Genomic DNA, 25,974 nt, shown 5'->3' on the forward strand with positions numbered 1-25,974 from the left:
GAACTGTCATGAAGATAGCATTAATTGCACACGATAAGAAAAAACCGGATATGATACAATTTGCTACGGCTTATAAAACCATCTTGGAAAAGCATGAGATTTTTGCGACAGGTACAACCGGCCTTAGAATTGCAGAGGCTACAGGTCTTTCAATTTATAGATTTAAGTCCGGACCACTTGGTGGGGATCAAGAAATTGGTGCTATGATAGCCCAAAATAAAATGGATTTGGTGATTTTCTTCCGTGATCCATTGACTGCTCAACCTCATGAACCGGATGTGACAGCATTGCTTCGTTTATGTGACGTATATTCCATCCCACTGGCAACCAATATGGGAACCGCGGAGATTTTAATTCATGGCCTTGCAAGAGGAGAACTTAGCTGGAGAGAAATTGTACACGGTAAAGAGGCGGAAAGTCATGACTGAACCATTAGACATCCTGGCTTTTGGGGCACACCCCGATGATGTAGAAATCGGTATGGCAGGGACCCTTGCCAAGCTAAAAGAAAAAGGTTTTAGAATCGGTATTTGTAATTTGACTCATGCAGAGAAATCATCCAATGGAACCGTGGAAATACGCCAGAAGGAAGCAGCCAAGGCCGCAGGTATACTGGAACTGGATGAACTTATTCAGCTTTCCCTGCCGGATAGAGGCTTATATCTGAAAGAAGAATACATAACCGAGATCATTTCTGTTATTCGAACTTACAGGCCGCGAATAATATTTGCGCCTTATCATGAGGACCGACATCCTGACCATGGGAATTGCGCTAAGCTAGTGGAAGAAGCAGTCTTTTCTTCTGGAGTCAGAATGGTGGGAGACGGGAAGAACCAAAAGGCACATAAACCAGAAAACCTTTATTTTTATCAAATAAATGGGATGAATAAACCCGAATTTTACATAGATATATCTGATCAAATAAACAAAAAAGCATTGGCTCTCCAAGCCTATACCAGTCAATTCGAGAAAGATAAAGATGGAGTCGATACGCCGCTTACCAATGGATACGTGGACGCAGTCATAAGCCGCGAACGGGCATATGGCAAGCAAATCGGCTCCACGTACGCGGAAGGCTTTTTTGCCAAAGGACCACTTGTCCTAAATTATGATTTACTAGGTGGGATTTAATTGAAATTGAAAATAGGCATTACCTGTTATCCGACCGTAGGGGGATCTGGAGTAATTGCAACGGAATTAGGGAAACTTTTGGCGGAAAAGGGGCATGAAATTCACTTCATCTCCTCGAGTATGCCTTTTAGATTAAATAAAGTGTATAGCAATATTTATTATCATGAAGTACAGGTGAATCAGTACTCTGTCTTCCAATACCCACCATATGACTTGGCCTTAGCAAGCAAAATGGCAGAAGTGGCAAAAAGAGAAAAATTAGACCTTCTGCATGTACACTATGCGATTCCACATGCCGTTTGTGCTTATTTGGCGAAAAAAATGACAGATGATCAATTGAAAATAGTGACCACCTTACATGGGACAGATATAACAGTTCTAGGGTACGATCCTTCATTAAACGATATGATTCGCTTCGGAATTGAAGGGTCGGATGTGGTAACGGCGGTATCTGAGTCACTCGTACAACAGACATATGACCTACTGCAGCCAAAAAAGGCCATTCAGACTGTCTATAACTTCATTGATGAGCGTGTATATTCGAAAAAGGATACGCAAGACCTAAAAACACAATACGGCATATCTGATGATGAAAAAGTTGTCATCCATGTGTCCAATTTCCGGAAGGTAAAGAGAGTGCAGGATGTTGTGAAATCATTCCATCTTATTGAAAAACAGGTCCCATCCAAGTTGCTTCTTGTTGGAGATGGACCCGAAATTTCAGTAGTCTGTAATCTAGTGAAAGAACTTGGGTTGAAAGATAAGGTTCTATTTTTAGGAAAGCAAGAAAACCTTGAGGACTTATACTCTATCAGCGACCTTATGCTTCTTTTATCTGAAAAAGAGAGCTTTGGACTGGTGTTATTAGAAGCAATGGCGTGCGGCGTTCCTTCTGTAGGCACCAAGATTGGTGGAATACCAGAGGTGATAGACGACGGAGTAACCGGATACTTAAGTGATGTTGGAGATGTGGAAGATATAGCAAAAAATGCGGTAAGAATATTGGATAATGCAGCCCTTCATAAAGAATTTGCTGAAAATGCTATTTCAAGAGTAAAAGAGCATTTCAGTTCCCAAAGAATAGTCGAGCAGTATGAAGATATGTATAAACAATTGATTAAGCACGAGGGATGAAAACGGGGGAGTAACGATGAACATAGCCTTCCAACAAGGAATTGAAATCATAGAGCGTTTAGAAGAGAACGGACATGAAGCTTACTTTGTGGGAGGCTCTGTTCGGGATACCCTCATGAACAGAGTGATAGGGGATATTGATATTGCCACTTCCGCCACCCCGGTAGAAATACAAGCCCTCTTTCCAAAGACGGTAGATGTCGGTGCGGAACATGGAACAATCATTGTCATCACGACAGAGCAAGAAAGCTATGAAGTGACAACGTTTCGTACAGATGGAAACTATACAGATAATCGTCATCCAGATGAAGTGATCTTTGTAAAGAGCTTAGAGGAAGATTTGAAACGAAGAGATTTCACAATGAATGCAATTGCGATGAATAAACACGGCAAAATTATCGATCCATTTGATGGAGAGAAAGACATCAATAGGCAAGTTATTCGAACCGTAGGTAAGGCAAAGGACCGATTCAGGGAGGATGCCTTGAGGATGCTTCGGGCTGTCCGCTTTGCCAGTCAATTGTCTTTTTCTTTAGAAGCGGAAACCTTCTTGGGGATTCAAGCAGACAATGCATTGCTTGAGAACGTTTCTATTGAAAGAAAGACGATAGAAATGGAAAAGCTCATTCTTGGACAAGGAGTAAAGTTTGGCTTAGAACTGTTGGTTGCCACAGGCCTTCATTCATTCCTCCCCCTACTAGATGGGAAAGAGGAGCAATTGCTGAAACTAGGGGATGTGCCGCTATATCGTCTTAACAATCGGTCTCCCGTTTGGACTGTATTGGCATATGGTTTGAAGATTGACAAGGCTGAAGTGGAAGGTTTCTTAGTGAGCTGGAAACTACCAAAGAAAATCGTTAAGTCGGTTGCAGAAAATCTACTGCTTATGGATAAAATCCAGCACCAGGACTGGCAGAGTGAATTTGTATACAGAGCAGGACTTGAACGGTCCTTAGAAGCACATCAAGTGATGGTTGTGCTAGGCTTGGACGAAGATACTTCTAAAAAGAAGATATATGAATTATTTGAGAACCTGCCAATTTACAGTTTGAAAGATATTGTGTTTGATGGTCATGACTTGATGGAACTGGCAGGAGGAAAACGAGGTAAGTGGATCTCCGAGATACTGTCAGACATGGAAATGGCTTTGATTCATGAGGAAACTAAAAATGAAAGAGCGGCTTTGAAGGAGTGGGTGTACAATTGGCTACAGAAATACGATCGAGATTATTGAAAATGTTCACCGAAATTGAAGGTGATTTCCTTTCTGGCCAAAAGATAAGCGAAGAGTTAGGGTGCTCAAGGACAGCCGTTTGGAAGCATATCGAAGACTTGAGGCAGGAAGGCTATGAGCTTGAGGCGGTAAGAAGAAAAGGATACCGGATTAAGACCATTCCCGATAAAATATCTCATAATGAAATCTCTCTAGGATTAAAAACGGAAACGCTTGGCCGGAAAATCCATTTTGAAGATTCCGTTACCTCTACACAGAAAATTGCCCACCAATTAGCCTATGATGGCGTACCTGAAGGAACTTTGGTGGTGGCAGAGGAACAGACATCTGGAAGAGGAAGGCTAAGCAGAGCATGGTACTCTCCGAAATATACCGGTGTTTGGATGAGTCTGATCTTGCGTCCGAACCTGCCACCTGCTAAAGCACCTCAACTTACTTTATTGACAGCAGTTGCCATCACTCAGGCTATTGAAGAAGTCACCGGTTTACGCCCGGATATTAAATGGCCTAATGATATTTTGATCAATAAAAAGAAGACAGTCGGTATCCTGACGGAGATGCAGGCAGAAGCAGATAAGATCAATTCTGTCATTATCGGCATGGGGATAAATGTGAATCAATCTTTGGAACAATTCCCGGAAGAGCTTCATTCCATTGCAACATCCTTGTCCATCGAACTAGGGGAAAAGGTCAATCGCGCAGAGCTTATCCAAACCATCCTCATGAAATTTGAAAACTTGTATCAAAAATATTTGCAGCATGGTTTTTATCCGATAAAGTTACTGTGGGAATCTTATGCCATTAGTATAGGGAAAAGAATCATTGCTCGTACGATAACAGGAACACTCGAAGGAAAAGCAAAAGGCATAACAGAAGACGGTGTGTTAATGCTTGAAGATGACCAAGAAGTAGTCCACTATATACACTCAGCGGATATACAAATTGGAAGCGATTAAATGATGGCATTCTTTCATCACATACACTATAATAGTGGTGTTGGGCAGTATCTATAAATGAACTGCACCTGACAACATATTTTTCTAGTTATATATACAACCAACCAAATATCTGCCTTGATCCAAAGGACTGGGACAGAGGGATTGAACTGAATGATTTTTTGAGCTATCCACTACATCCTTCTTTCGCATGCGCAAAAGAGGGATTTTTTTCGGTTCTTTTCCTCTCCTTATTAAAAAGGAGGACGGAAAATGAAAACTACATCGGACTTTCTAAAAATGAAAAAAAACAAGGAGAAAATCGCCATGTTAACGGCATACGACTACCCTTCTGCCAAGCTTGCAGAAGAAGCGGGAGTCGACATGATCCTTGTGGGAGATTCCCTTGGCATGGTAGTCCTTGGGTACGAATCTACGGTACCTGTAACAGTGGATGATATGATTCACCATACAAAAGCTGTAAAACGCGGAGCACCTTCAACATTTGTCGTAACAGATATGCCTTTCATGTCCTATCATCTTTCCATGGAAAACACGCTTACGAATGCCAAAAGGATTGTTCAGGAGTCAGGGGCACATGCGCTGAAAGTAGAAGGTGGCGGGGAAGTGTTCCATGTTATATCCTCTTTGACAAGCGCCGGAATACCAGTGGTTGCGCATCTTGGACTGACACCGCAATCAGTGGGTGTCCTTGGCGGCTACAAAGTGCAAGGGAAAGATGTGGAAAGTGCCAAAAAAATGATCCAAGATGCAAGAACAGCTGAAGAGGCAGGGGCAATGGCACTAGTATTAGAGTGTGTGCCAATGCAACTAGCCAAGGATATAGCAGCTCAACTTACCATTCCCGTGATTGGGATAGGTGCAGGAATTGATGTTGACGGACAGGTACTTGTTTACCACGATGTCGTGAAATACGGAGTAGACCGGGTTCCAAAGTTTGTGCAATCGTATGTGGATTCGCAAGTGCTAATGAAAGATGGTCTGCAACAGTATGTTCATGAGGTGAAAGAAAACATTTTTCCTAAACCGGAACATAGTTTTACGATGAAAGAGGAAACGCTGCATCGATTATATGGGGGATAACAACCGTGAAAATCATTAAACAAATATCTGACATGCAACGTGTCATGAAAATAGAAAAACAACAAGGTAAAAAGGTCGGTTTCGTTCCGACGATGGGTTATCTTCATGAAGGACATCAGACTTTACTAAAAGAAGCTCGCGAAAACAATGACATCGTCGTGTTAAGTATTTTTGTAAATCCTTTGCAATTTGGACCTAATGAAGATTTAGACGCCTATCCACGTGATTTTGAACGAGATGAAGAGATTGCAGCATTACGTGGAGTGGATTATCTTTTTTACCCTACAGTAGAAGAGATGTATCAAAGAAAATCGAACAACCATTATAAAAGTGGAACAGCGAGTGGACGTACTTTGCGGTAAACATCGTCCAGGTCACTTTGACGGAGTAGCGACCGTAGTCATGAAACTGTTCCAGATTGTCACACCAGATACAGCATTATTTCGGCATGAAAGATGCACAACAAGTTGCAGTGATTGATGGTTTAATAAATGATTATCATCTACCTATTGACTTGGTCAGAGTGGGGACAGTCCGGGAAGAAGACGGCCTTGCCAAAAGCTCCCGTAATGTGTATTTAAACCAAGAGGAGAGAACAAAAGCTCCATACCTATTTAAAGCACTTGCACTCGGTAAGTTACAGTTGGAAGTGGGAATGGAAGTACACACCGTAAAACAAGAAATGGAGGAATATATTCTCCTTCATACAGGATACAAAGCGGAATATGTGGAGATCTACGCATACCCTACCCTTCAAGAACTGAAGAAGGTAAAGGAAGAAGAGAGCATCATCATTGCTATAGCAGTTAAATTTTCAAAGGCAAGGCTGATAGACAACATTGTTTTTTCATACTCTAAGGGGGAATAGAAATTGTTTCGTACACTAATGAATGCAAAAATACATCGAGCTAGGGTAACAGAATCTAATTTGAATTATGTAGGCAGTATTACCATTGACGAGGACATTCTCGATGCAGTAGGTATGGCTGCAAACGAAAAAGTACAAATTGTAAACAATAATAACGGCGCCCGGTTTGAAACATATATTATACCTGGTAAAAGAGGCGGAAAAGATTTTTGCCTAAACGGTGCGGCCGCAAGACTCGTGCAAGAAGGAGATGTCATCATCGTCATATCCTATGCAATGATGGCGGAGGAAAAAGTTAAAGACCATCAACCGAAAGTCGCTGTCATGAACGAATACAACGAAATCATCGAAATGCTGGGCACAGAACCAGCCGCGACCGTAATGTTATAAATAAATGCAACAACCTGTTGATTGCAGTGGAAGGCACGAAAATCAACTGATATATAGATATCCCCCTCAAAACAGGGGGTTTTTCTATTTAAACATGGGAAAAATAAAAATACATATTTTTTTCAGATGATCTCTATGGTACCTTTTATATATGTTGAACAGATGTAATGAGGTGGATTAAAAAATGAAACAGCGATTTGTCGTTCTTGACTTGGAAACGACAGGGAATACTCCCAAGAAAAATGACAAAATAATACAAGTTGGCGCTGTTTTAATAGAAGATGGTGAAATAGTCGAGCGCTTTGCAAGTTTTGTAAACCCTCAATGTACCATTCCGCCTTTTATTGAACAACTAACCAATATTAATCAGGATATGGTCGGTCGGGCACCAACATTTGCACAAATTGCTCCTATGCTATGTGAGATGCTAAAAGGATCATCATTAGTGGCTCACAATGTACCTTTTGACCTTTCTTTTTTACAACATGAACTGAAAACAAGCGGTCATCCGACTTTTTCAGGGAATACATTTGATACAGTGGAACTAGCAAGGATATTACTGCCTACACAGAAAAGCTATAAATTAACGGATTTATCGATTTTTTATGAATTAAATCATGATAATCCACATAGAGCAGACAGTGATGCGGAAGCTACAGCCATCATTTTTCTGAAGCTTTTGGAGAAAATCAAGACTCTTCCTTCCATTACCATCAAACAGTTACATACATTCTTACATACGATGAAGAGTGATATTCACCTCTTGTTTCAAGAAAAGGGTGTGTCCTCTTCTCTTAACCATGTTCTTTACGATGAAAAGCTAGCTGTTAGAAAAGTTCCGTTAGAATCTATAGAAGTACTTGGAAAAGCCAAAAGTGAGATGCTAACCGAAGTAAAGGGTTTGTTAAATCACTTTGATAAAGAATTAACTGCCCTTCTAGATGCGAGGCAACACGGCTTACTGGAAATTACAACTTCCCAAAAAATGCATACACTTGGTGCATTAGCTTTTGCTCTTGAGAACAATAAACAGGTAGTAGTCAGTTCTGCATCGAAAGAATCAAAACGGGAGCTCGAAAAGCAAGTTCTACTTCTAAATAAACAAGCAGCATTTCTCCTATCAGAAATAAAAGGGAAGTATTACTATCTAAGCTTGTCAAGATTAGTGTCAGTGCTAGCAGAAGCGGATGATAACTATGATGCTGTTTTAACAAAGGCGCAAATTCTCGTTTGGTTAACAGAAACCGAAACAGGAGATATGGAAGAGCTTTCCCTATCTTCTGGGGGAAAATTGCTTTGGGACTCCATTAACTGTTCTTACGGAGAATCCACAGGCGAGTCACAGGATGATCTTTGTTTTTATTCAAGAGCAAAGAATAGGGTAAAACGTGCCTCCATCATCTTTACTAATCACATGTTTCTTGCAAAAGAAATTTGGAGTCCTGAAGCATTTATGCAACTAGAACATTTTCTTGTAGAAGATGCCAGTCTGTTTCAACAAAGTGTAAGCAGGTTCCTTGGGAAAGAAATCAGCTATCTGGATTTATATTTTGCCTTATCGAGACTAAAGGAAACAACAGTTGTCCAACAGGCAAAAGAAGAGCTGGACGAGGCTTTCCGGTTGATACGAAGCTACTCCCTTTTGAGAACAAAGAAAGGTCAATCAAGGGTAATATACAGATTTGATGTGTTAAAGGAAAAATCACCAGGGTGGTATGCAGTTCTAGAAGCTGCCCAAAGGCTTTATATGAAATTGACTGAAGTGTTGTTATCATTGGAGAAAGAAGCCGAGTCGACAGCATTGAAGCAAATGAGGGACACTTTTCACGCCCTATTATTCAGTGTTGAGAAACATGGATTGACATGGTTTGATGTCCATACAAAAGGGGCAAAGAATTCGGTTACCATCTATGAGCAGCCACTTGATGTTTCCCATAGTCTTGCTGAAAAGTTCTATCAGCAAAAAAGCAGTGTAGTGTTTATTTCACCAGCGTTAAGTGTGGACAAGAATTTTGATTATATGCTTGAGGAGTTAGGACTTACAGACTTCTATCCAAAGACCATAACTGTTGAAAATAAAGAAACGAATTACCCCGGCGTATTTATTCCGACAGACATGCCGGCAATTACAAGAGGAAAAAATGAAGCATTCAACGAGATCGCTGCCATGCAACTTTTAGAGCTTTTGGAAGATAGAGGCGGCAGAATACTTGTTACCTTTTCTTCCCTTGAGATGTTGACCTCTGTGTACCAAGCAATCAAATCTATGCCAAATGCAGAAGGAACAGTAGTGGTCAGTCAAAGTAGCTTGTCAGGAGGAAAGCAGAAAATACTAAAAGCGGCTTCCAATTTTGAAAAGGCCATATTGTTCGTTACAAACGGTTTTTTAGAAGAAGTTAACCTTCAAGAGGAAAAGATCGACACACTCGTTGTCATGCGACTACCATTTAAATCAATGGATGAACCGGTGATGGCTGCAAAAATTGCCACAGTCGAAAGCCAGGGCCGCAATTCGTTCACAGATGTATCATTACCAATAGCAGTCCTAAGATTCAAAGCAATGATAGGTCGCTTTTTAGAAGCAGAAGGACCTAAAGAGATATTTATCTTTGACAAGCGAGTGGTGGAAAAAAGATACGGTAACACTTTCCTACAAGCTATCCCAAACGCCATAATCAAAAAAGACTCCTTCTTTGCAATTATGAATAGATTACATTAAAAAGGGGTGAATCTTCCATATTAGAAAGATTCACCCATCAAGTTGGTGTGGGATAGAAGCTAATTTTATACTTTCACGTACATCAATGTACTTAACTGAATAGAAACTGTTATAATGTGTTTGAACACTATAGGTGATTCAGTACTTATATTCTAACCAGCAATACAGGTCTGTATAAGTAACAAAAATTGTTTAAACGCAGGAGGATTTTGGGATGGAAAGTAAAATTGAGGTCTTGTCGACTGTGACAGTGGAAAACTCATCCGATTTGTATAAAATCGTGGATACTTTAAACAGAACATTAAAAAGAGAAAACCTTATGTTTGGCTTGGCTTTAGATCAGGAAGATAAAGAAAAAGCAGTTTTTACAATATATCGTACATAAAGAAGTGATGAAATGAAAAAGTGGATAATTTTTAGCATTATAATGATTGCCATCATCCTTTTGTGGCAATTTATCTCTATATATCAAACAGCCATGTCACCAGTTAAAGATGAAATAGAAAAAGGGGTGGCCGTTGCCCAAAGAGGCTCAGAGCTACAATCAGTGGAAGAAGTAGCGGCATACAATGGAACAAACTCCTATGTTATTGTACAAGGAACGGATAGCGAAAAAGAAGAGCTTGTTGTGTGGGTGAAAGAAAGCAAGGAAGTCGTCCATACAATGAAAATGAAAGACGGCATCCCAAGAGAAGAAGTTTTGAATTATCTTCAAACAGACAGGGAACCGAAAGAGATTATTTCCATCTCCCTTGCAATGGAGAAAAACACGCCATTGTGGGAAATTAAATTTAAAGACAGCAATGATCAATATAATCTTTATTACGTGAAATTCGAAAACGGAGAATACTTTCAACGAATAATCTTTTAATGGTAGCGGGAGGAAGTAAAAATGAAATTAGCCAAAAGGGTTTCAACATTAACACCATCCACAACTTTGGAAATTACGGCCAAAGCAAAAGAACTTAAAGACGCAGGTCATGATGTCATTGGTTTAGGAGCAGGTGAACCTGATTTCAATACGCCAGCACATATTATGGACGCTGCAAAAGAGGCCATGGATAAAGGATTTACTAAATACACACCATCAGGCGGACTTCCTGCCTTGAAAAAAGAAATTATAAATAAACTCGAGCGAGATCAAGAATTGACTTACAAACCATCCGAAGTAATTGTCTGCATCGGTGCTAAGCACGCTCTTTACACACTTTTCCAAGTTATCCTTGATGAAGGAGACGAAGTGATCATTCCTACTCCTTATTGGGTTAGCTATCCAGAACAAGTAAAGCTTGCTGAAGGAGTACCAGTTTATGTAGAAGGCAAGGAAGTAAATCAATTTAAGATTACTCCTGAGCAACTTAAAGCTATTATTACTCCAAAAACAAAAGCAGTCGTATTGAATTCTCCAAGTAACCCAACAGGCATGGTTTACACGAGAGAGGAACTAGAAGAGTTAGGGAAAGTATGTCTAGAACATAATATTCTAATCGTATCGGATGAAATTTATGAAAAGCTTTTATACGATGGAAACAAGCACGTATCTATCGCTCAACTTTCTCCAGAACTAAAAGAGCAAACAGTTATCATTAACGGGGTATCTAAATCTCACTCTATGACAGGATGGAGAATTGGATATGCTGTAGGGAACCAGACCATCATCAGCGCGATGACGAATTTAGCAAGTCATAGTACATCCCAACCCTACATCCATTTCCCAATATGCAACGATTGCTGCGTATCAAGGACCGCAAGATGATGTTGAAGTAATGCGTCAAGCTTTTGAAGAGAGATTAAACATTATTTTTAGAAAAACTTAATCAAATTCCTGGCTTCCATTGCCTAAAAACCACAAGGAGCTTTTTACCTTTTCCCTAAAGCAATTGAAGCGGCAAAAATGGCTGGCTTTAACGATGTAGACAGTTTTGTAAAAGCTTTGCTGGAAGAAGAAAAAGTGGCACTTGTCCCTGGTTCAGGGTTTGGAGCGGATGATTATGTGCGTCTTTCATATGCAACAAGTCTAGACTTATTGGAAAGTGCTGTAGAACGGATTGCAAACTATATGGCAAAAGTGGCGGCTAAGTAATTTTACTTAGCCTTCCTTTTATCCAGAATGTATGGAAAATTGTTTGCTTACCATATTACAGGCTTGTATAATAGAGGATATGTACATAAAAGTGTAAATATATTGCAAGAACAATGCTGGAGGGAATAAAGTAGTGAAAACAACAATAACTGAAGTACATAAACATGTTGGAGAAGAAGTAACCATTGGTGCTTGGATTGCCAACAAAAGATCAAGCGGGAAAATTGCATTCCTTCAATTACGTGACGGTTCAGGGTTTATCCAAGGAGTAGTCGTAAAAGCGGAAGTAGAGGAGTCTGTATTCCAAGCAGCAAAATCTGTCACGCAAGAAACTTCTGTATATGTTACAGGAATCGTGCGTGAGGACGAAAGATCCCCATTCGGTTACGAACTTGGTGTAACAGGAGTAGAAGTGATTCATGAAGCGGTTGATTACCCGATCACTCCAAAAAATCATGGAACAGAATTTTTAATGGACAACCGCCATTTATGGTTGCGTTCCAAAAAACAACATGCCATCATGAAAATCAGAAATGAAGTAATTCGTGCAACTTACGAATTCTTTAACGATAATGGGTTCTCTAAAGTAGATCCTCCAATTTTAACAGGCAGTGCTCCTGAAGGAACATCTGAACTGTTTGCTACAAAATACTTTGACGAAGACGCATACCTTTCTCAAAGTGGACAACTTTACATGGAAGCTGCAGCGATGGCGCTTGGTAAAGTATTCTCATTTGGACCGACATTCCGTGCGGAAAAATCTAAAACTAGACGTCACTTAATTGAGTTCTGGATGATTGAGCCTGAGATGGCGTTCTATGAATTCGAAGACAACCTGGTCGTTCAAGAGCAATATGTTTCTTTCATCGTTCAATCAGTTGTAAAAAACTGCAAATTGGAATTAGGAATTCTGGATAGAGATGTTTCAAAGCTTGAAAAAATCCAAGCTCCATTCCCAAGAATCTCTTACGATGATGCCATTAAATTCTTAAATGAAAAAGGCTTCGATGATATCCAGTGGGGCGATGATTTCGGTGCACCTCATGAAACAGCAATCGCTGAAAGCTATGATATGCCTGTTTTCATTACTCATTACCCTACAGGAATCAAACCATTCTACATGCAACCGCACCCTGAGCGCGACGATGTAGTGTTATGTGCAGACCTTATCGCACCTGAAGGGTACGGAGAAATCATCGGTGGATCTGAACGTATTCATGACTATGACCTGCTAAAACAACGCTTAGAAGAGCATAACTTGGAGTCTGATGCATACAAGTGGTACTTAGAGCTTCGCCAATACGGATCTGTACCTCATTCCGGCTTTGGACTAGGCCTTGAGCGTACGGTAGCATGGATCAGCGGAACTGAGCACGTTCGTGAAGCAATTCCATTCCCAAGATTACTAAACCGTCTATATCCATAATAAAAACAATGGTCACCCGCTTTGAAGACGGGTGACTGTTTTTATGAACTTTTTTGTAAGGAAAGTTTCGTCTCAAGACTTCGAAGTGGAATAAGACCTGGAGTAGAACCTTACTGGGCTAAGAGAGGTCTTGAGGAGTGGAATGAAGACATCTGTTGGCCCAATCACGGCTGAGAGAGGTCTTGAGAAGTGGAATGAAGACATCTGTTGGCCCAATCACGGCTGAGAGAGGTCTTGAGAAGTGGAATGAAGACATCTGTTAAACTAATCACAGCTGAGAGAGGTCTTGAGATGGTGAATGAAGACATCAGTAGCGCTAATCACAGCTGAGAGAGGTCTTGTGAAGGCGAATGAAGACATCAGTAGCGCTAATCACAGCTGAGAGAGGTCTTCTGAAACTCAGCTAGAGTCATACCTGCATCTATATTGCTCCTGTAATTCATAAAACAATAAATATCCATCAACAGATTGAAATATATTACCTATGAAGAATCACTAGAAATTTGTTATACTTATCGGAGAGGTGTCTCAGATGAAAAAAAGAGCAATTTATTCAATTCATGGAAGAGGGCAATCTGTCCGTTCCTAAATATTTGTTGAACAATTACGTAAATCTAGGGTTAAATGAAAAAAGAGTTTATCCTTCTTCTACATGTACATTCATTCGTGGAAAGTGGAATTATTTTTCCAACCCCTATGGAAATCGCAGATAAGATGACAATTGACCCATCAGAATGTATGGAAATCTTGCGTCATCTACTTCAAAAAGGGTATGTATCCATTAGTGATGAAATGGATGAATACTCCATCAAATACGAACGCTATTCACTCCAACCCCTTTGGGAAAAGATGATTACCTATATGATGGACCAAAACAAGCAAGCCGCGCAAACCATGAATCAACAACAAGAAATGAATCTCTATACAGTGTTTGAGCAGGAATTTGGAAGACCTTTATCACCGTTTGAGTGTGAGTCTCTGAATATGTGGATGGACCAAGATCATCATGATCCAACCATAATTAAAGCTGCCTTAAGAGAAGCTGTTATTTCTGGTAAGTTGAATTTCCGTTATATTGATAGGATTCTTTTTGAATGGAAAAAGAATGGAATTAAAACAATCAATCAAGCCAACGATTATGGTAAGAAGTTCCGTAAAAATCAACAAAAGACAACACCTATACCGCAAAATAAATCAAGTAATTCAACTGTTCCATTTTATAACTGGCTTGATTAACAGAAGGGGACGCGTAATGTGGAATTGCGTGTTCTTTTTTCTATCAATTTCGGAAAGGCAGGACATATGGAATGTTAAATCTTAAACAAATAAAAGAAGTAGTAGATGTGATGGGGGAAATGTTTCCTGATGCACATTGTGAATTAAATCATAAGAATCCTTTCGAACTAGTAATTGCTGTTGCACTGTCCGCTCAATGTACAGATGCACTAGTTAATAAGGTTACAAAGAACCTGTTTGAAAAGTATCAAAAGCCAGAGGATTATCTTCAAGTTACACTAGAGGAGTTACAACAAGATATCCGCTCCATCGGCCTTTTCCGAAACAAAGCAAAAAACATTAGAAGTTTATGCCAACTTCTACTTGAGGAATACAATGGACAAGTTCCTAAAGAGAGAGATGAACTCGTCAAGTTGCCAGGTGTAGGCAGAAAAACGGCCAATGTGGTTGTATCCGTTGCCTTTGGGGTTCCGGCTATTGCTGTCGATACTCATGTAGAACGAGTGAGTAAACGATTGGGCATCTGCAAATGGAAAGATAGCGTTTTAGAAGTAGAAAAAACTTTAATGAGAAAAATACCAAAAGAGAAGTGGTCTGATACGCATCATCGACTAATTTTCTTCGGAAGATATCACTGCAAAGCTCAGAACCCTCAATGTGAAAGCTGTCCGTTACTTGAAATGTGCAGGGAAGGTAAGAAGAGAATGAAGAAGAAGGTGGGCTAATGAAGATACCAGAAGCCTTTCTCCATCCCCATTTTTATTCGGATCAAAGCAACATTTCCATAAAGAACTTTAGAATTGAAGATACAGTTGAAATTCCATTTAAATATGATATTGCATACTATCAAGGAGCAGCGCCACATCAATTGCCTTGGGAGATGACAAGTGACTCGATACCACTTATCCTCAATAAATGGAAAGAAAAAGAAACGCATTTAAATAATCTCCATGAAGGTAGGAATCGAAAGGAAGCAAGGGAACAAATCATTCTTCCAATCGCTTGGTTCCTACAATTGTTGTTCTGGATAAATGGTCAACCTGTAAGATGTTTAACGGATTGGAAAAAAGAATCGAAGAAGTTGAAATGGAAGCCGATAAATGTGGATGAGAGGTTGGAGTTTGTCATTAAAAAACCTGAGATGTATCATGCGTTTATTCAGCTTCAACAGCTTTACACAGAAAGCGCCAAGCTTTTTTACAAAATGAAGGCACTAGAGCAAAAATAATAAAAATAGTACACAAAAAGGGCTACCTGCGACGGTAGCCCTTTTTGTGTTAATCGTCATCTTCTGAATCATCACGTTGTCCATTTCGATTTGTGTTGCTCTGTGTATCTGCATCATCAGATTCTTCGCCGTCACCTGGAGGCTCTTCACCGTCACCCGGAGGTTCTTCGCCATCACCTGGAGGCTCTTCGCCATCGCCTGGAGGCTCTTCGCCATCACCCGGAGGCTCTTCGCCATCACCCGGAGGTTCTTCGCCGTCGCCAGGAGGTTCTTCACCATCACCCGGAGGCTCTTCTTCGCCTTCACCAGGAATTTCTGGAATGATACTTTCATCATCCTCTTCAACCGCTTCAGGAATCGTTATCGTCTGTGTTGCTGCGTCACTTTTATTTTCATTGTTTTCATCCTGAACTGCTACAACCTCAAAGATGAAAGTAGCACCAGGATCAGGTGATTCCACAACTAAACCAAGATCTTTTGTTTCTGTCAGTGGTTGAGGAGACCCTTCATTAACAGCTACATTAATAGTAAATGTTACGCCTTCTAAGCGGTCTTCAGGGTATTTCCAGTTCAGATTAATAACATTAGCTTCCTCATCATATTGGGCTGTGAAACCAGTTGGAGCAGGTAGCTTATCATATTCTTTAGAAACCTTTGTTGGCTCAGTTCCCTTTATGAAATATTCATTCGTAATCTGATCTGAAGGTGTAAACTCACTTGCTTTTAATGGAGGATTTGATCCTTTTTCAATTGGAACACGGACAACACTGTTAGGAACAGGGAAGTCTGCTTTGTCTTCGCTTGTCGTGGATATATTCTCCATTAATTGTTTGAAGATAATCCTTGATAGATACTGGTCTTGATTTGAACCGTCAATTGGTAGCAGATAATTATCTGTTCCGGTTCTTCTGAATCCTGTCCATACCGTTGCAGTATATGTTGGTGTATACCCAGCAAACCATGTGCTTGGAACTCCGCCTTCAGGTATTCCATATTCTGAAATGGTATCCTCAGCGAAGTTAGTGGTTCCTGACTTCCCTGCAATATTTAATCCAGGTACATTTGCAGCATTGGCTAATCCGCTTCGTACAGATGTTTTAAGCATATCTGTAATCATGAAAGCAGTGGAATCCTTCATCACAACTTCTGACTCTTTATTAAGGTTTACACTAGTACCATCTTGGAAGACGACTTTCGTCACAGCGAATGGTTCAGTATATACTCCGCCGCTACCAAATGAACTGTATGCTCCAGCCATTTGAAGAGGGGAGATACCATTAGAAAATCCACCGATTGCATATGCTTCGTTTATTTCTTCTTCTAGTGGTATGCCCAGTTTCACAGCAAAATCCCTTGCTCTATCCAAACCGACTTCTTGCAGAGCTTTTAATGCAGGGATGTTACGGGAATCTGCCAGATGTTGTCGCATGCTTAGGTAACCTTTATGCTTGTTGTCCCAGTTATTAATCTCTGTTCCAGAAGAGTAACTATATGGTTCATCATTAATTTGATGGTAAGTGGACCAATCCAAAAATTCAATTGCAGGTGCGTAGTCAAGAATTGGCTTAATCGCTGACGCTGGTTGAACTCGTATATCTGTTGCATAATTGGTACCTGTCTTCATATGGTTTCTACCGCCACCAATGGCGCGAATCTCACCACTTTGCGTATCAATTAAAGCGATACCTGCCTGATAATCTTCATTTTCCAAGTGTGGAATTCCACTTTCATCGGATAAAATATATTCTACTTGTTCTTGTGCATTCACATCAAGAGTTGTGTAAATCTCTAGCCCGTCTGCCTGAGGATCCACATCGCCTAATTGATCAGAGATTTCTTCAATAACTCGATCAATAAACGCGTTGTATTTATTAGAGTAATTAGTTTTCTCCACGTCTTCTGTTAAAGTGGAATCTACTGGAATGGCTCTTGCTTCATCTGCTTCTTCCTCTGTAATCTTTCCATGCTTCACCATAAGAGTTAAGACGATGTTACGTCGCTGCTCAGCATTTTCAGGATTTGTGACAGGATTATAGTTGTTAGGGCTTTGTGGGAGTCCTGCAAGCATCGCTGCTTCATGCAATTCTAACTCATCAAGAGATTTCCCGTAATAATTCATAGCAGCATTGGAAATTCCATATGCATAATTTGAAAAATAAATACGATTTAAGTACATTTCCAAAATTTCATCTTTTGTAAAACGGGATTCTAGTTGATATGCCAAATAGAATTCCTGTGCTTTTCTCTTTAAGGTTTTATCAGTTGATAAAAATGATAGTTTTACTAACTGCTGAGTAATGGTACTTCCACCTTCAGCACCGAAGCCTCTTGTAACGTTTGCCAATACCGCTCCAGCTAAACGTCTGTAATCTACTCCATTATGCTCGTAAAAACGAACATCCTCTGTAGCCAAGAAGGCATCTTTAACGAGGTCAGGGATTTCATCTGAATCTACATACTCCCGAGCTTCATGCCCGCCTATTTCAGCGGCTAGCTCTCCGTCCATCCCATATACTTTGGAGGGAACAGGGACTTTTAGTAATGTCTCATCCAGCGGTGGCGTGCTCTGAACATAATAAGCGAATGTACCTATACCTGTTAATAATCCTACAATACCGATAATAAGTGCAGATAAGAATTATTTTTTTGAATAGGCCCTTTCTTAGGACCTTTCTTTTTCTTGCCGGATTTTGCACTGCGTTCTTCTTGCATAGCTTGTCGTCTCTGTTCTCTTGATTGATACTTTTCAGTCATGTTTCAGACCTGCCTTTCTTCACACATACAGTTATTCCGGAGCTGTTAATAATAGGTGTCTATTATTTTGATGTAATCGATTCTCGGCTGATAACCTTGAGGGATCAAGTGGCCATCGCGTTCGACTTCTTGTTTTGTAATAGACTTTCTTTCACCGGATTCTTTCCTGTCCCAATAATGAAATAATTTATCGGCCGGTAACAGATACACTTCATTAAAAAGACTGAACATTAATATGACGAAACAGATTCCATTTTGTTTCACAACTTGCCGCATATGTTGGATTTGGTGCTCATGAAAATTTTGGAGTGGGAAGGAAGTTTTATTTTTCGTTTCCTTTGCCTCAAAATCAATATACCTTCCTTTGTATACTCCATTAAAGTCTGTAGTCGAAGCTTGTTTGAAGTATGCTTCTTTAATAACGGCGGCACTTCTTTTAGGATAATGCACATCGACAATCTGGATAGGTGTCGGCTTTTTATGGACAACAGCAATTCCGTGTTGGAGGTAATACATATTGGAATCATGAAGATCATCTTCTAAACTCATCCCTCTGTTACCATATAATGTTGGACCAGTCTTTTTGGAAGGCGAATTGCTACTTGCCTGAAATACTTTACCATTTGGGTATCGTATAGTCATAAATTTCCCCCTCTAGACTAAAACTAATCTTATATTAGAAAAAAACGTCATCTTTTTGTAACCTTTGTCACTTTTTGTTTGAAAGGAGTAGAATATGTACGTGAAACATGTAACTCCCTATTCGGAAATACGAGAAAGAAGATTGAAATACAAGTACTCCTTTCAAGAGAATAATTTTATCACTACTATCAGAAAAAATACAGCAAAATACAATGCTGACAATATTTCTAGGACAAAAGCCTATGCAGGTTATTATGATAGAAACAAAGAAATTCGGTGGGCCTTTTTGGCCAGCATGGTATCCCGCAATGCTGGCTGGAATATGACGGATTTGGAGGGGAAATGGTTCAAGCTTGCATTAGAATGGCAGAAAAGATACCCGATATTTATAACCTATGAATTAGCAAATTGGATGATCTTTCAGGATGCGTACCCCCAATTATTAGTCTATGAGTTGTCCAAGAAATATAACAAACCTTTATTTCATTTACTAAAAGAGTTTCATGTTTCCTGTTTTATGGAAGCAGAATGGCAATGCTTTTGGGAGAGAAGGGATATGACAAGGTTAATGACATCCCTTATTATTAATGAACAAAATCTAATCCAAGAACCGGTTCTGCATAACAAAAAACTAAAAAGAAAAGTTTTTGGAACAAGTGTATATGCCTTTCAAGATCTTGGGCATTTCAGTTGTGTCATTTTTCCAACACTTAAGGGGAAGTTGTATGGATATTCTGTTCATGGATTTCAAAAGCTCCATAATAGAATTGAATTGGGGAAGAGATTGGCAAATCTTTTATTTGCCCCGGATTTTTCAGACTCCTTTGTGAACTTTTCGCAGAACACAGAACACACAGGGGCGAGGTATGATTATGAGCAGTATGTACATAAAGGGTTATTTCGAGAAACACCATTTCTTAGGGCGGCTTATCCCATGGTTCCCCATCAGCCTTTCCTCCAAGACGACTGGGTTTTTAAGCAGGCAAGACATCTTTCTAAATGGAGGGAAATGCCCCCGAAAACAGATACCGATGAAATAGAAATTACGAAGTGGTTTATACACAAACAGCATCAGATGCATAGCTTAATTGCTTTAAGAAAGTGGCTATAGCAAATAAAACAGCCCCGTAAAAGGAGCTGTTTTTTGTGATGGCTGAAATCAGGTAGAAGGGCGGTTTGGGCCTTTTAATTTTTTATCTTCCTGGCCTGGTGCGCTTTCTACTTGATTTTTACGTTGTTGTTGATTTTTCTTTTGTTTAGACATTACGGTACCTCCTATTACTGTATTTTTTACCTTCTTATTTTTTACAATTAGGCAATCAATCATGCGAAAAATGGTAGGTGTTTTGCAAATAAACACTTTCTTTGGCGAATTGCTTCTAGTTTTGTCGCACAGGAAGGGAGTAGAGGATGAATGCAGAAAATATAAACTAACAAAGTATGGAGGGGATTTGTATGTCCAATGTAATTGTTTCAAGAAATGAGATTTCGGACTTGTTCAATGAAATGATGCTTCAAATGGATGTATTGGAAGAGACAATGTCAAATTCACTTAAAATAGAGCGAGAAGAGATGGAAGAAGTCATGAAACATCAGATTAAACGGCTGCACGTCACGCTGGATGAAGTGGAAAAAGTGATGGGTGAACAACGGTTGTTGAAAATTCACTCTCCAAAATCAATTGACTTTCGGCAAAGTGCTTACTCTGTATAAGAACATGTGGTAATGTATTGCTAGAGGTGAAGAGAAATGTCTGGCAATAACAATGAGGTAAGGGAATTAACTAAACAAATCTTAATGGAATTGGACAAGATAGAAGAAAACTTTATCAAAGCTAAATCAAGTCAACAGGAACCTGATTTTTTTCAAACAGTTAAGCCGTATGCTGATGGTGTATTTGCGACTGTCGAGAAATGGGAGAGCAGAGTTAAAAACTGGATACTGTCAGATAAACCTAAATATATACACGTTCAACAAATAGATAGCACGGTTGAAAATATAAATATGGTTGCAGTGCAATGTTTTTACCCGGACACACGCGAAAAACGGTTCAAAGGTATGCTTCAATCTATTCGCTATGTTTTGAATGATGCAATATCCAAAAATATCTAGATTATTTAAAGAAGCCTGATCAATGGAAGATCAGGCTTTTCATTTTTATCGGTCTTTTTCTGCTTTGTTTGTTACAGGTCGTTCCTCAGCAGTAGCCACAGGCTCAATAGCGTATTCAACTTTCTCAAACACCTTTTTTTCAGCTGGCTGTGCACCAATGGTAGGTTCGTGGCCTTTTTTCTTATGATTAAAGTTTTTACCGCGACTCATCTATATCCCTCCTTTTTCTCCTTCTTAGCTTTCCACGCAATCGCTCTTCTCATTACGTAATTATATGTAGTGTTGACATAAAAAAAAGAGACCCATTAAGGCCTCCTGAAAGTACTGCTTATTATGTTACTTCTAAGATGTCTTCAAACGTGTTTGGCGGTACAGCACCCTTTGACTCTAGCTCACGAATAAGATTGCGGAACTGACCAATCGTTAATTCTCCTCTAAGGTACAGCTGTCGGGCAAAATCCATTAACTCATTATGCTCCATTGGTTCATAGGTTTTACAACTTAAAAATTTATGACGCAACTCTTCAAGTACCAATCCAATCCCCCCTTTGAAGTTAGTTCCATCATAGCATGCAAAATAAATTTTTCTTGTTTTTGAAAAAATGAAACTTCCGACAAATTGGGACAAAAATGGAGTATTGTGGCAAGAGCTTAAAACGCTTGTATAGGAAAGTGGAGTAGGCACCTTTCCCAGTTTTTCTCATACGTTATATATAGCTAGAAAAGAGGAGGGATTTGAATGTTTAGGAGAATGTATGCAAGGCCTAGACATTTATCACATACTAGGAATTTGAATATGTTAAGTCAGCTTCCTTTTTTAAATAATTTATTGCCTAATTCAGGCGTTGGATCCATGCAAGGAATGTATCCGCAACAGGTAATGAACGGAGGCTGGATGAATCAACAAGGCATGCTTCCCGACTATATGAATACAATGCCGTTTTCAGGGAGTGGGATGCAAAATTCTGCTTTTCCTTTTAACATGATGAATAATATGAGTCCGAATCCTTTCCCGCAGACTATGCCGATTGGCGGTATAGGACAGAACGGTTTTGCTCAAGGCATGCCGTTCGGTGGATTGGGTCAAAACGGCTATCCTCAAGGATTACCACAACAGGCTGGAGGGCCGGCGGGTAACGTCATGCCAAATCAAATGAGCATGCCATTCATGAATCCATATCCAACACAGGGACAATCAGCGAAACCTCAAACATCCCAAGTGAATTCCTTCATGAATCAGTTTAAAGGGCAGGACGGAAATGTTGATATGAAAAAAATGATGGACACTGCAGGTCAAATGATGAATACGGTTAACCAACTTAACAATATGTTTAAAGGTCTTGCAGCGACATTTAAAGCATAAAAGAGATGCCTTCCTATTGAAGGCATCTTATTTTGATATATGTAAAACTATGTGTTATGCTCATCTCTCCCAATTTGTAGAGAAAGGAGAGAGAAGATCTCTCCTAACATTACTTATGGTAATCGCCTTTTGGATCTTGTTCAAAGAAGTAGTTGTCCAATTTTTCTTCTTCCTGATGGTTAAGGGAGGAGCTGTAATATGGATTTTCCTCTTTCTGCTCTTTATCAAGGTTCGTTTTTATCACAAGTGATGGCGAAGTGGATGGACTTGCATACACTTTTTTATATTGCTTGCTCATCTTTTACACCTCCTATTGTTTATCATGTGTGACAGAGAAGGTTTTATGTGATTTTGGATTTGGACTTTTATTTCCAATCATAAAAATGCTGATTCCATACAAGCTATAAAGGTAGGGAATTTCATTTTTTGGAGGCGTTATGATGACAAATAGAAATGATAATAGAGAACGTAAGAATAAATATCCTTCTAATCAGCATCAGCAAGAAGTGTCTAAGGAGCTCGCCAGTATCCAGATGGATTCTACTCCTGAGGAGAATGCAAAGTACGGATCAAAATCACATAAAAACTAAAACAAAAGCAGTCACTCCCAGTGGTGACTGCTTTTGGTGTTTTGAATATCAAAAATTGCATTTAACTGTTGATTGCCGTTCCAGTTGCTTCGCTTTCCATGGGCGGTCCGGAAGCCTCCTCACTTCGTTGCGGGGTCTTCCCTGTCCCTTCCTCCCATAGGAGTCTGCGCAACTTCCACGGCAATCAACAAGTTGACTTTAATCACCTATAGTATTATGAAAGGCCACTAAACAAAATAGCTGCAAATGATGTAACCTTTCGTTTAAGAAATTTCTAGCTGTGGATTGGAGCAAATGACGAAGACTCCAGCGGGGGAGTTACGGTAGGTTGAGATCCCTGAAGCGTTGTGAGGAGTCTCAAGCACCGTCCCGCGGGAAGCGAAGCCATTTGCGGAAAGGAACAGCGACGATTACTAAATAACAAGGTTTAATAGGACAAAGTGTTTTCAATTGGGTTTTCTTATACTTTTTAGTCATCAATCTTGATTTGCTTGATGTTTTTCTTTGGTATGCGGATTTGGAGTAGACCGTCTCGGTAGTTTGCTTGAAGGGCATTCAATTTTACATATGGTGGAACGGGTATAGTACGTTTTTGGTGTTTCATGGTATAGCTATTGCTAATATAAGAACTTGATTCATCGATTGTTTCAAGCGGTTCTTCATTTTTGACTCCGATGGTTAAGTATCGATCAAAAGTTTCTATTGTAATTTGTTCCTTTTTGATTCCAGGGAGCTTACAAATAACCATAAACTCTCCTGATGTTTCGCGTGTCTCCACTGGCAATGAAGCTTCTGAGAATGTATGGCCAAAAAAATTGTCCATTTGCTGTAGCATTCCTTTTATAGGGGAGCTGCTGAAAAATGAATCAATGGATGTCATGATATTATTTTGAGGAAGCTTCTTATTAGTTAGCTTATCCTGTTCGTCTTTCATAGAAATTCTCCTTTCTTGCTCTTTATCATTACTATATTGAACCTCGCTTACATGGGTTACAATTTTAGTGTAGGAGAAAACGACAAAATTTTCATGGTAAGCGCGTACAATCTATGATATTTTTGGGATTAAGAAGTTAAAAAAGGAAGTTTGTTATGCAGTTATTTAGAAATACATATTTTTTAAAAGTGCTAAAGGTTGTATTTCCATTAACAATCTTAATCGTTTTATATATTGAAGGGAAAAAACAGATTCAATCCATCAATATGGCGCTTGTAATGGAGAAAATCCGGGATATAGGATTTTTTTCTTTTACATGGCTAATAATTTTAGGCGTTTTGGCAGTTTCTACAATGATATTTTACGATCTATTCATTTCGAGTGGATTAAAAGTGAGAATACCTGCAAGAAAGCTGGCTGTTTATGGGTTCTCTTCTAATTCCTTTGCGAATTTTATGGGATTTGGCGGTTTTGCAGGGGTAGGATTGAGAACGTTATACTATCGCAAATATGCAAGGAACTTTCCTTTGCTCCTGAAAAGTGTGACCATTATTCTTCCCTATATGCTCTGCGGCCTTTCTATATTTGCGTGGTGGGTTGTCATTTATGAATGGACAGATCCCACGTTACTTTTAGATTATCCCATTTTGAAATTGCCTCTTCTTATCATGAGTGGGTATTTGTTTTTCATTTTTTTAGCAAGTCATTTTACGAAAAGCTTGAATATAAGACAACAGTTAATCCTGATAGGCATTTCTTTTTTGGAATGGTTTTTTGCAGGAATCGTGTTCTGGCAGACTTCCGTTTTGTTGAATGTAGATGTTCCAGTTCTCATTACTTTCACCATATTCTTCATGGCAGCCATTGCAGGTGTATTAAGCACAGTACCAGGTGGAGTAGGTGCATTTGACTTTGTTGTTCTTGTGGGGTTTGCTTCTTTTGGAGTATATGAGGAAAAACTGGTCGCACTGCTTCTTTTGTATCGGTTAGTATATTATGTTGCACCTTTTCTCATAAGTTCAGTTGTTTTTTTCACTTTCATGTTCAAGGAGAAAGCATGGAAATCACTTTTACCAGAAGGGCGCTCCTGGTCGATAGTATGCCATCGAATTCTTTCCATTTGGGTACTTATTGTGGGAGCATTGTTAGTCTTGTTTCCGGTCATTCCTGCTATTGTGCGCAAAATTACCATTGCTAATGAATTCTTATCCATGGAGATGATGCAAGTCTCCCATCAGTTTTCTATTACTATTGGGATCACCTTACTTGTTTTGGCCAGAGCTATTGAAGATAAGGTAAAGAGGGCGTATTATTTTACATTTTTCATTCTTGCTTTCGGAACACTAGTTAGCTTTTCGAAAGGATTTCATTTCTGGGAAGCGGTTCTTTTCCTTGTCGCGATGCTACTATTGTATTTTTCAAGAAGGCTTTTTTATAGAAAAAGCAGTCAATATACCTTTGTAAAAGGACTTATTGACGGGGTTATCCTTTTGGCAATCGCTTTGATTTATGTCATTGTGGGTTCTCTACAGATCTCGTATATTCAACGGATTGTACCGAAGAGATTACAAGACCTATTTTCTCTTGATACACAATCGCTGTGGCAAGACGTAGGTTTTGGGGTGCTGTTGGCAATTGCACTTATTTATTTTGGTTTGTTCTTTAAAAGATGGAAGGAATCTGGTTCTTTGTTTCAGACTGTTCCAGAGAGTGATGAGCATATTGCGCAACCTCTACTCAACAATAAACCTATCTATTTCTACTCCTCTGATCAAGGAAATATCTATTATCAAAAATGTATGGACAATCTTATTGTGATGGAAAGGATAGATTGTGAACCGGATTCACATTTACAAAGTGTTTTTCTGTGTCAAAAGTTTGAAAATGAGATGGATAGATACGGTTTTACCGTTATTATACCGAGTGTTAAAGAAGAGGAGGTTTCTTCTTTTCGTGATGCGGGGTTTCAGATTATCGAAGAAGACGAAAAAATCTATGCTTTATCGAATAATGTTCCGCAAATTGTCGCAAAAACGAATATAAAATGGTTAAATCGTATGGTGAATAAAATGGCCTGAAGCATGCTTTTTT

General features: G+C 39.4%; 27 protein-coding genes and 3 pseudogenes. 22 read left to right on the top strand and 8 right to left on the bottom strand.

The features are described from left to right. The first annotated feature begins 8 nt into the window (after positions 1-8). The 16 genes and pseudogenes from mgsA (at position 9) to M313_RS0107025 (ending at position 15,488) form a co-directional block, all read left to right on the top strand. Positions 9-428 (top strand): methylglyoxal synthase, encoded by a 420-nt coding sequence (gene mgsA / locus M313_RS0106950; RefSeq protein ID WP_010193692.1) that lies wholly within the window; start codon positions 9-11, stop codon positions 426-428. Then, positions 421-1,131: a bacillithiol biosynthesis deacetylase BshB1 gene (gene bshB1 / locus M313_RS0106955; RefSeq protein WP_010193693.1), complete on the top strand. Its 711-nt coding sequence runs from the start codon at positions 421-423 to the stop codon at positions 1,129-1,131. Before mgsA ends, bshB1 begins: the two co-directional genes overlap by 8 nt. Continuing rightward, entirely contained in the window at positions 1,132-2,265 is a 1,134-nt protein-coding gene (gene bshA, locus M313_RS0106960; RefSeq protein WP_010193695.1) for an N-acetyl-alpha-D-glucosaminyl L-malate synthase BshA, read from the top strand. A 16-nt stretch (positions 2,266-2,281) separates the two neighbouring features. Next, a complete protein-coding gene (locus M313_RS0106965; RefSeq protein ID WP_010193697.1) occupies positions 2,282-3,499 on the top strand; it encodes a CCA tRNA nucleotidyltransferase in 1,218 nt (405 codons plus the stop codon). Positions 3,500-3,501: 2 nt separating this feature from the next. After that, on the top strand, positions 3,502-4,455 hold the full coding sequence (locus M313_RS0106970) for a biotin--[acetyl-CoA-carboxylase] ligase (RefSeq protein WP_050780661.1): 954 nt from the start codon (positions 3,502-3,504) through the stop codon (positions 4,453-4,455). Positions 4,456-4,707: 252 nt separating this feature from the next. Then, a complete protein-coding gene (panB, locus tag M313_RS0106975; protein WP_010193700.1) occupies positions 4,708-5,538 on the top strand; it encodes a 3-methyl-2-oxobutanoate hydroxymethyltransferase in 831 nt (276 codons plus the stop codon). 5 nt (positions 5,539-5,543) lie between these two features. Continuing rightward, positions 5,544-6,406, top strand: a pseudogene (gene panC / locus M313_RS22905) (pantoate--beta-alanine ligase). A gap of 3 nt (positions 6,407-6,409) precedes the next feature. Further along, the gene (panD, locus tag M313_RS0106985) at positions 6,410-6,796 is read left to right on the top strand and encodes an aspartate 1-decarboxylase (protein ID WP_010193705.1); all 387 of its coding nucleotides are present in this window, start codon (positions 6,410-6,412) and stop codon (positions 6,794-6,796) included. A 184-nt stretch (positions 6,797-6,980) separates the two neighbouring features. After that, positions 6,981-9,515 (top strand): exonuclease domain-containing protein, encoded by a 2,535-nt coding sequence (locus tag M313_RS0106990; RefSeq protein ID WP_010193713.1) that lies wholly within the window; start codon positions 6,981-6,983, stop codon positions 9,513-9,515. 214 nt (positions 9,516-9,729) lie between these two features. Then, positions 9,730-9,900 (top strand): YpmA family protein, encoded by a 171-nt coding sequence (locus M313_RS25070; RefSeq protein ID WP_010193715.1) that lies wholly within the window; start codon positions 9,730-9,732, stop codon positions 9,898-9,900. Positions 9,901-9,912: 12 nt separating this feature from the next. Then, complete coding sequence (locus tag M313_RS0107000; RefSeq protein ID WP_010193717.1) at positions 9,913-10,386, top strand: cell wall elongation regulator TseB-like domain-containing protein; 474 nt, start codon at positions 9,913-9,915, stop codon at positions 10,384-10,386. 21 nt (positions 10,387-10,407) lie between these two features. Continuing rightward, positions 10,408-11,598 (top strand): annotated as a pseudogene (locus M313_RS22910) (pyridoxal phosphate-dependent aminotransferase). A gap of 133 nt (positions 11,599-11,731) precedes the next feature. Further along, a complete protein-coding gene (gene asnS / locus M313_RS0107010) occupies positions 11,732-13,024 on the top strand; it encodes an asparagine--tRNA ligase (protein WP_010193720.1) in 1,293 nt (430 codons plus the stop codon). 560 nt (positions 13,025-13,584) lie between these two features. Then, positions 13,585-14,260: pseudogene (locus M313_RS22915) on the top strand (DnaD domain protein). Between the two features lie 71 nt (positions 14,261-14,331). Next, on the top strand, positions 14,332-14,985 hold the full coding sequence (gene nth / locus M313_RS0107020) for an endonuclease III (protein WP_010193722.1): 654 nt from the start codon (positions 14,332-14,334) through the stop codon (positions 14,983-14,985). Beyond that, positions 14,985-15,488, top strand: coding sequence for a YpoC family protein (locus tag M313_RS0107025; RefSeq protein ID WP_010193723.1), 504 nt, complete (start codon positions 14,985-14,987; stop codon positions 15,486-15,488). Before nth ends, M313_RS0107025 begins: the two co-directional genes overlap by 1 nt. Before the next feature lie 49 nt (positions 15,489-15,537). Here M313_RS0107025 and M313_RS22920 read toward each other — a convergent pair whose 3' ends face one another. The 3 genes from M313_RS22920 to recU form a co-directional block, all read right to left on the bottom strand. Then, on the bottom strand, positions 15,538-17,994 hold the full coding sequence (locus tag M313_RS22920) for a transglycosylase domain-containing protein (RefSeq protein ID WP_010193724.1): 2,457 nt from the start codon (positions 17,992-17,994) through the stop codon (positions 15,538-15,540). A gap of 101 nt (positions 17,995-18,095) precedes the next feature. Next, the gene (locus M313_RS25755) at positions 18,096-18,242 is read right to left on the bottom strand and encodes a hypothetical protein (protein WP_010193725.1); all 147 of its coding nucleotides are present in this window, start codon (positions 18,240-18,242) and stop codon (positions 18,096-18,098) included. A gap of 45 nt (positions 18,243-18,287) precedes the next feature. Continuing rightward, positions 18,288-18,884, bottom strand: coding sequence for a Holliday junction resolvase RecU (gene recU / locus M313_RS0107040; RefSeq protein ID WP_010193726.1), 597 nt, complete (start codon positions 18,882-18,884; stop codon positions 18,288-18,290). Positions 18,885-18,978: 94 nt separating this feature from the next. Here recU and M313_RS0107045 point away from each other — a divergent pair, with 94 nt between their 5' ends. After that, a complete protein-coding gene (locus M313_RS0107045) occupies positions 18,979-19,995 on the top strand; it encodes a DUF2515 family protein (RefSeq protein ID WP_010193727.1) in 1,017 nt (338 codons plus the stop codon). A 48-nt stretch (positions 19,996-20,043) separates the two neighbouring features. On the opposite strand, the gene M313_RS26100 is transcribed toward M313_RS0107045, so the two are convergent. Continuing rightward, positions 20,044-20,148, bottom strand: a complete 105-nt coding sequence (locus tag M313_RS26100; RefSeq protein ID WP_010193728.1) for a hypothetical protein — start codon at positions 20,146-20,148, stop codon at positions 20,044-20,046. A gap of 191 nt (positions 20,149-20,339) precedes the next feature. Here M313_RS26100 and M313_RS0107055 point away from each other — a divergent pair, with 191 nt between their 5' ends. Then, the gene (locus M313_RS0107055) at positions 20,340-20,597 is read left to right on the top strand and encodes a hypothetical protein (RefSeq protein WP_010193729.1); all 258 of its coding nucleotides are present in this window, start codon (positions 20,340-20,342) and stop codon (positions 20,595-20,597) included. A gap of 36 nt (positions 20,598-20,633) precedes the next feature. Beyond that, a complete protein-coding gene (locus tag M313_RS0107060) occupies positions 20,634-20,996 on the top strand; it encodes a YppE family protein (RefSeq protein WP_010193730.1) in 363 nt (120 codons plus the stop codon). 45 nt (positions 20,997-21,041) lie between these two features. On the opposite strand, the gene M313_RS26105 is transcribed toward M313_RS0107060, so the two are convergent. Then, positions 21,042-21,206, bottom strand: coding sequence for a hypothetical protein (locus M313_RS26105; protein ID WP_010193731.1), 165 nt, complete (start codon positions 21,204-21,206; stop codon positions 21,042-21,044). Between the two features lie 121 nt (positions 21,207-21,327). After that, entirely contained in the window at positions 21,328-21,531 is a 204-nt protein-coding gene (locus M313_RS0107070; protein ID WP_029326378.1) for a YppF family protein, read from the bottom strand. A gap of 204 nt (positions 21,532-21,735) precedes the next feature. Here M313_RS0107070 and M313_RS26110 point away from each other — a divergent pair, with 204 nt between their 5' ends. Continuing rightward, on the top strand, positions 21,736-22,359 hold the full coding sequence (locus M313_RS26110; protein ID WP_010193733.1) for a YppG family protein: 624 nt from the start codon (positions 21,736-21,738) through the stop codon (positions 22,357-22,359). Positions 22,360-22,468: 109 nt separating this feature from the next. Here M313_RS26110 and M313_RS0107080 read toward each other — a convergent pair whose 3' ends face one another. Continuing rightward, positions 22,469-22,657, bottom strand: a complete 189-nt coding sequence (locus tag M313_RS0107080; RefSeq protein WP_010193734.1) for a hypothetical protein — start codon at positions 22,655-22,657, stop codon at positions 22,469-22,471. Between the two features lie 139 nt (positions 22,658-22,796). Here M313_RS0107080 and M313_RS25760 point away from each other — a divergent pair, with 139 nt between their 5' ends. Then, entirely contained in the window at positions 22,797-22,949 is a 153-nt protein-coding gene (locus tag M313_RS25760; protein WP_157182430.1) for a hypothetical protein, read from the top strand. A 469-nt stretch (positions 22,950-23,418) separates the two neighbouring features. Here the strand turns inward: M313_RS25760 and M313_RS0107090 are convergent, their stop codons facing one another. Beyond that, positions 23,419-23,883: an Hsp20/alpha crystallin family protein gene (locus M313_RS0107090; RefSeq protein WP_010193736.1), complete on the bottom strand. Its 465-nt coding sequence runs from the start codon at positions 23,881-23,883 to the stop codon at positions 23,419-23,421. 155 nt (positions 23,884-24,038) lie between these two features. Between M313_RS0107090 and M313_RS0107095 the strand changes: the two genes are divergently transcribed. Continuing rightward, complete coding sequence (locus M313_RS0107095) at positions 24,039-25,961, top strand: flippase-like domain-containing protein (protein ID WP_010193737.1); 1,923 nt, start codon at positions 24,039-24,041, stop codon at positions 25,959-25,961. The last annotated feature ends 13 nt before the right edge of the window (positions 25,962-25,974 follow it).

This window comes from Bacillus sp. m3-13 (assembly GCF_000175075.1).
In the GTDB taxonomy this organism is placed as follows: domain Bacteria; phylum Bacillota; class Bacilli; order Bacillales; family Bacillaceae_I; genus Sutcliffiella_A; species Sutcliffiella_A horikoshii_C.

What these genes read in the sequence shown, in the direction of transcription:
- mgsA (WP_010193692.1), top strand. Translation starts at nt 9, where the DNA reads ATGAAGATAGCATTAATTGCACACGATAAGAAAAAACCGGATATGATA.
- bshB1 (WP_010193693.1), top strand. Translation starts at nt 421, where the DNA reads ATGACTGAACCATTAGACATCCTGGCTTTTGGGGCACACCCCGATGAT.
- M313_RS0106965 (WP_010193697.1), top strand. Translation starts at nt 2,282, where the DNA reads ATGAACATAGCCTTCCAACAAGGAATTGAAATCATAGAGCGTTTAGAA.
- M313_RS0106970 (WP_050780661.1), top strand. Translation starts at nt 3,502, where the DNA reads ATGTTCACCGAAATTGAAGGTGATTTCCTTTCTGGCCAAAAGATAAGC.
- panB (WP_010193700.1), top strand. Translation starts at nt 4,708, where the DNA reads ATGAAAACTACATCGGACTTTCTAAAAATGAAAAAAAACAAGGAGAAA.
- M313_RS0106990 (WP_010193713.1), top strand. Translation starts at nt 6,981, where the DNA reads ATGAAACAGCGATTTGTCGTTCTTGACTTGGAAACGACAGGGAATACT.
- M313_RS25070 (WP_010193715.1), top strand. Translation starts at nt 9,730, where the DNA reads ATGGAAAGTAAAATTGAGGTCTTGTCGACTGTGACAGTGGAAAACTCA.
- M313_RS0107000 (WP_010193717.1), top strand. Translation starts at nt 9,913, where the DNA reads ATGAAAAAGTGGATAATTTTTAGCATTATAATGATTGCCATCATCCTT.
- nth (WP_010193722.1), top strand. Translation starts at nt 14,332, where the DNA reads ATGTTAAATCTTAAACAAATAAAAGAAGTAGTAGATGTGATGGGGGAA.
- M313_RS0107025 (WP_010193723.1), top strand. Translation starts at nt 14,985, where the DNA reads ATGAAGATACCAGAAGCCTTTCTCCATCCCCATTTTTATTCGGATCAA.
- M313_RS22920 (WP_010193724.1), bottom strand. Translation starts at nt 17,994, where the DNA reads ATGGACGGAGAGCTAGCCGCTGAAATAGGCGGGCATGAAGCTCGGGAG.
- M313_RS25755 (WP_010193725.1), bottom strand. Translation starts at nt 18,242, where the DNA reads ATGACTGAAAAGTATCAATCAAGAGAACAGAGACGACAAGCTATGCAA.
- recU (WP_010193726.1), bottom strand. Translation starts at nt 18,884, where the DNA reads ATGACTATACGATACCCAAATGGTAAAGTATTTCAGGCAAGTAGCAAT.
- M313_RS0107045 (WP_010193727.1), top strand. Translation starts at nt 18,979, where the DNA reads ATGTACGTGAAACATGTAACTCCCTATTCGGAAATACGAGAAAGAAGA.
- M313_RS26100 (WP_010193728.1), bottom strand. Translation starts at nt 20,148, where the DNA reads ATGTCTAAACAAAAGAAAAATCAACAACAACGTAAAAATCAAGTAGAA.
- M313_RS0107055 (WP_010193729.1), top strand. Translation starts at nt 20,340, where the DNA reads ATGTCCAATGTAATTGTTTCAAGAAATGAGATTTCGGACTTGTTCAAT.
- M313_RS0107060 (WP_010193730.1), top strand. Translation starts at nt 20,634, where the DNA reads ATGTCTGGCAATAACAATGAGGTAAGGGAATTAACTAAACAAATCTTA.
- M313_RS26105 (WP_010193731.1), bottom strand. Translation starts at nt 21,206, where the DNA reads ATGAGTCGCGGTAAAAACTTTAATCATAAGAAAAAAGGCCACGAACCT.
- M313_RS26110 (WP_010193733.1), top strand. Translation starts at nt 21,736, where the DNA reads ATGTTTAGGAGAATGTATGCAAGGCCTAGACATTTATCACATACTAGG.
- M313_RS0107080 (WP_010193734.1), bottom strand. Translation starts at nt 22,657, where the DNA reads ATGAGCAAGCAATATAAAAAAGTGTATGCAAGTCCATCCACTTCGCCA.
- M313_RS25760 (WP_157182430.1), top strand. Translation starts at nt 22,797, where the DNA reads ATGATGACAAATAGAAATGATAATAGAGAACGTAAGAATAAATATCCT.
- M313_RS0107090 (WP_010193736.1), bottom strand. Translation starts at nt 23,883, where the DNA reads ATGAAAGACGAACAGGATAAGCTAACTAATAAGAAGCTTCCTCAAAAT.
- M313_RS0107095 (WP_010193737.1), top strand. Translation starts at nt 24,039, where the DNA reads ATGCAGTTATTTAGAAATACATATTTTTTAAAAGTGCTAAAGGTTGTA.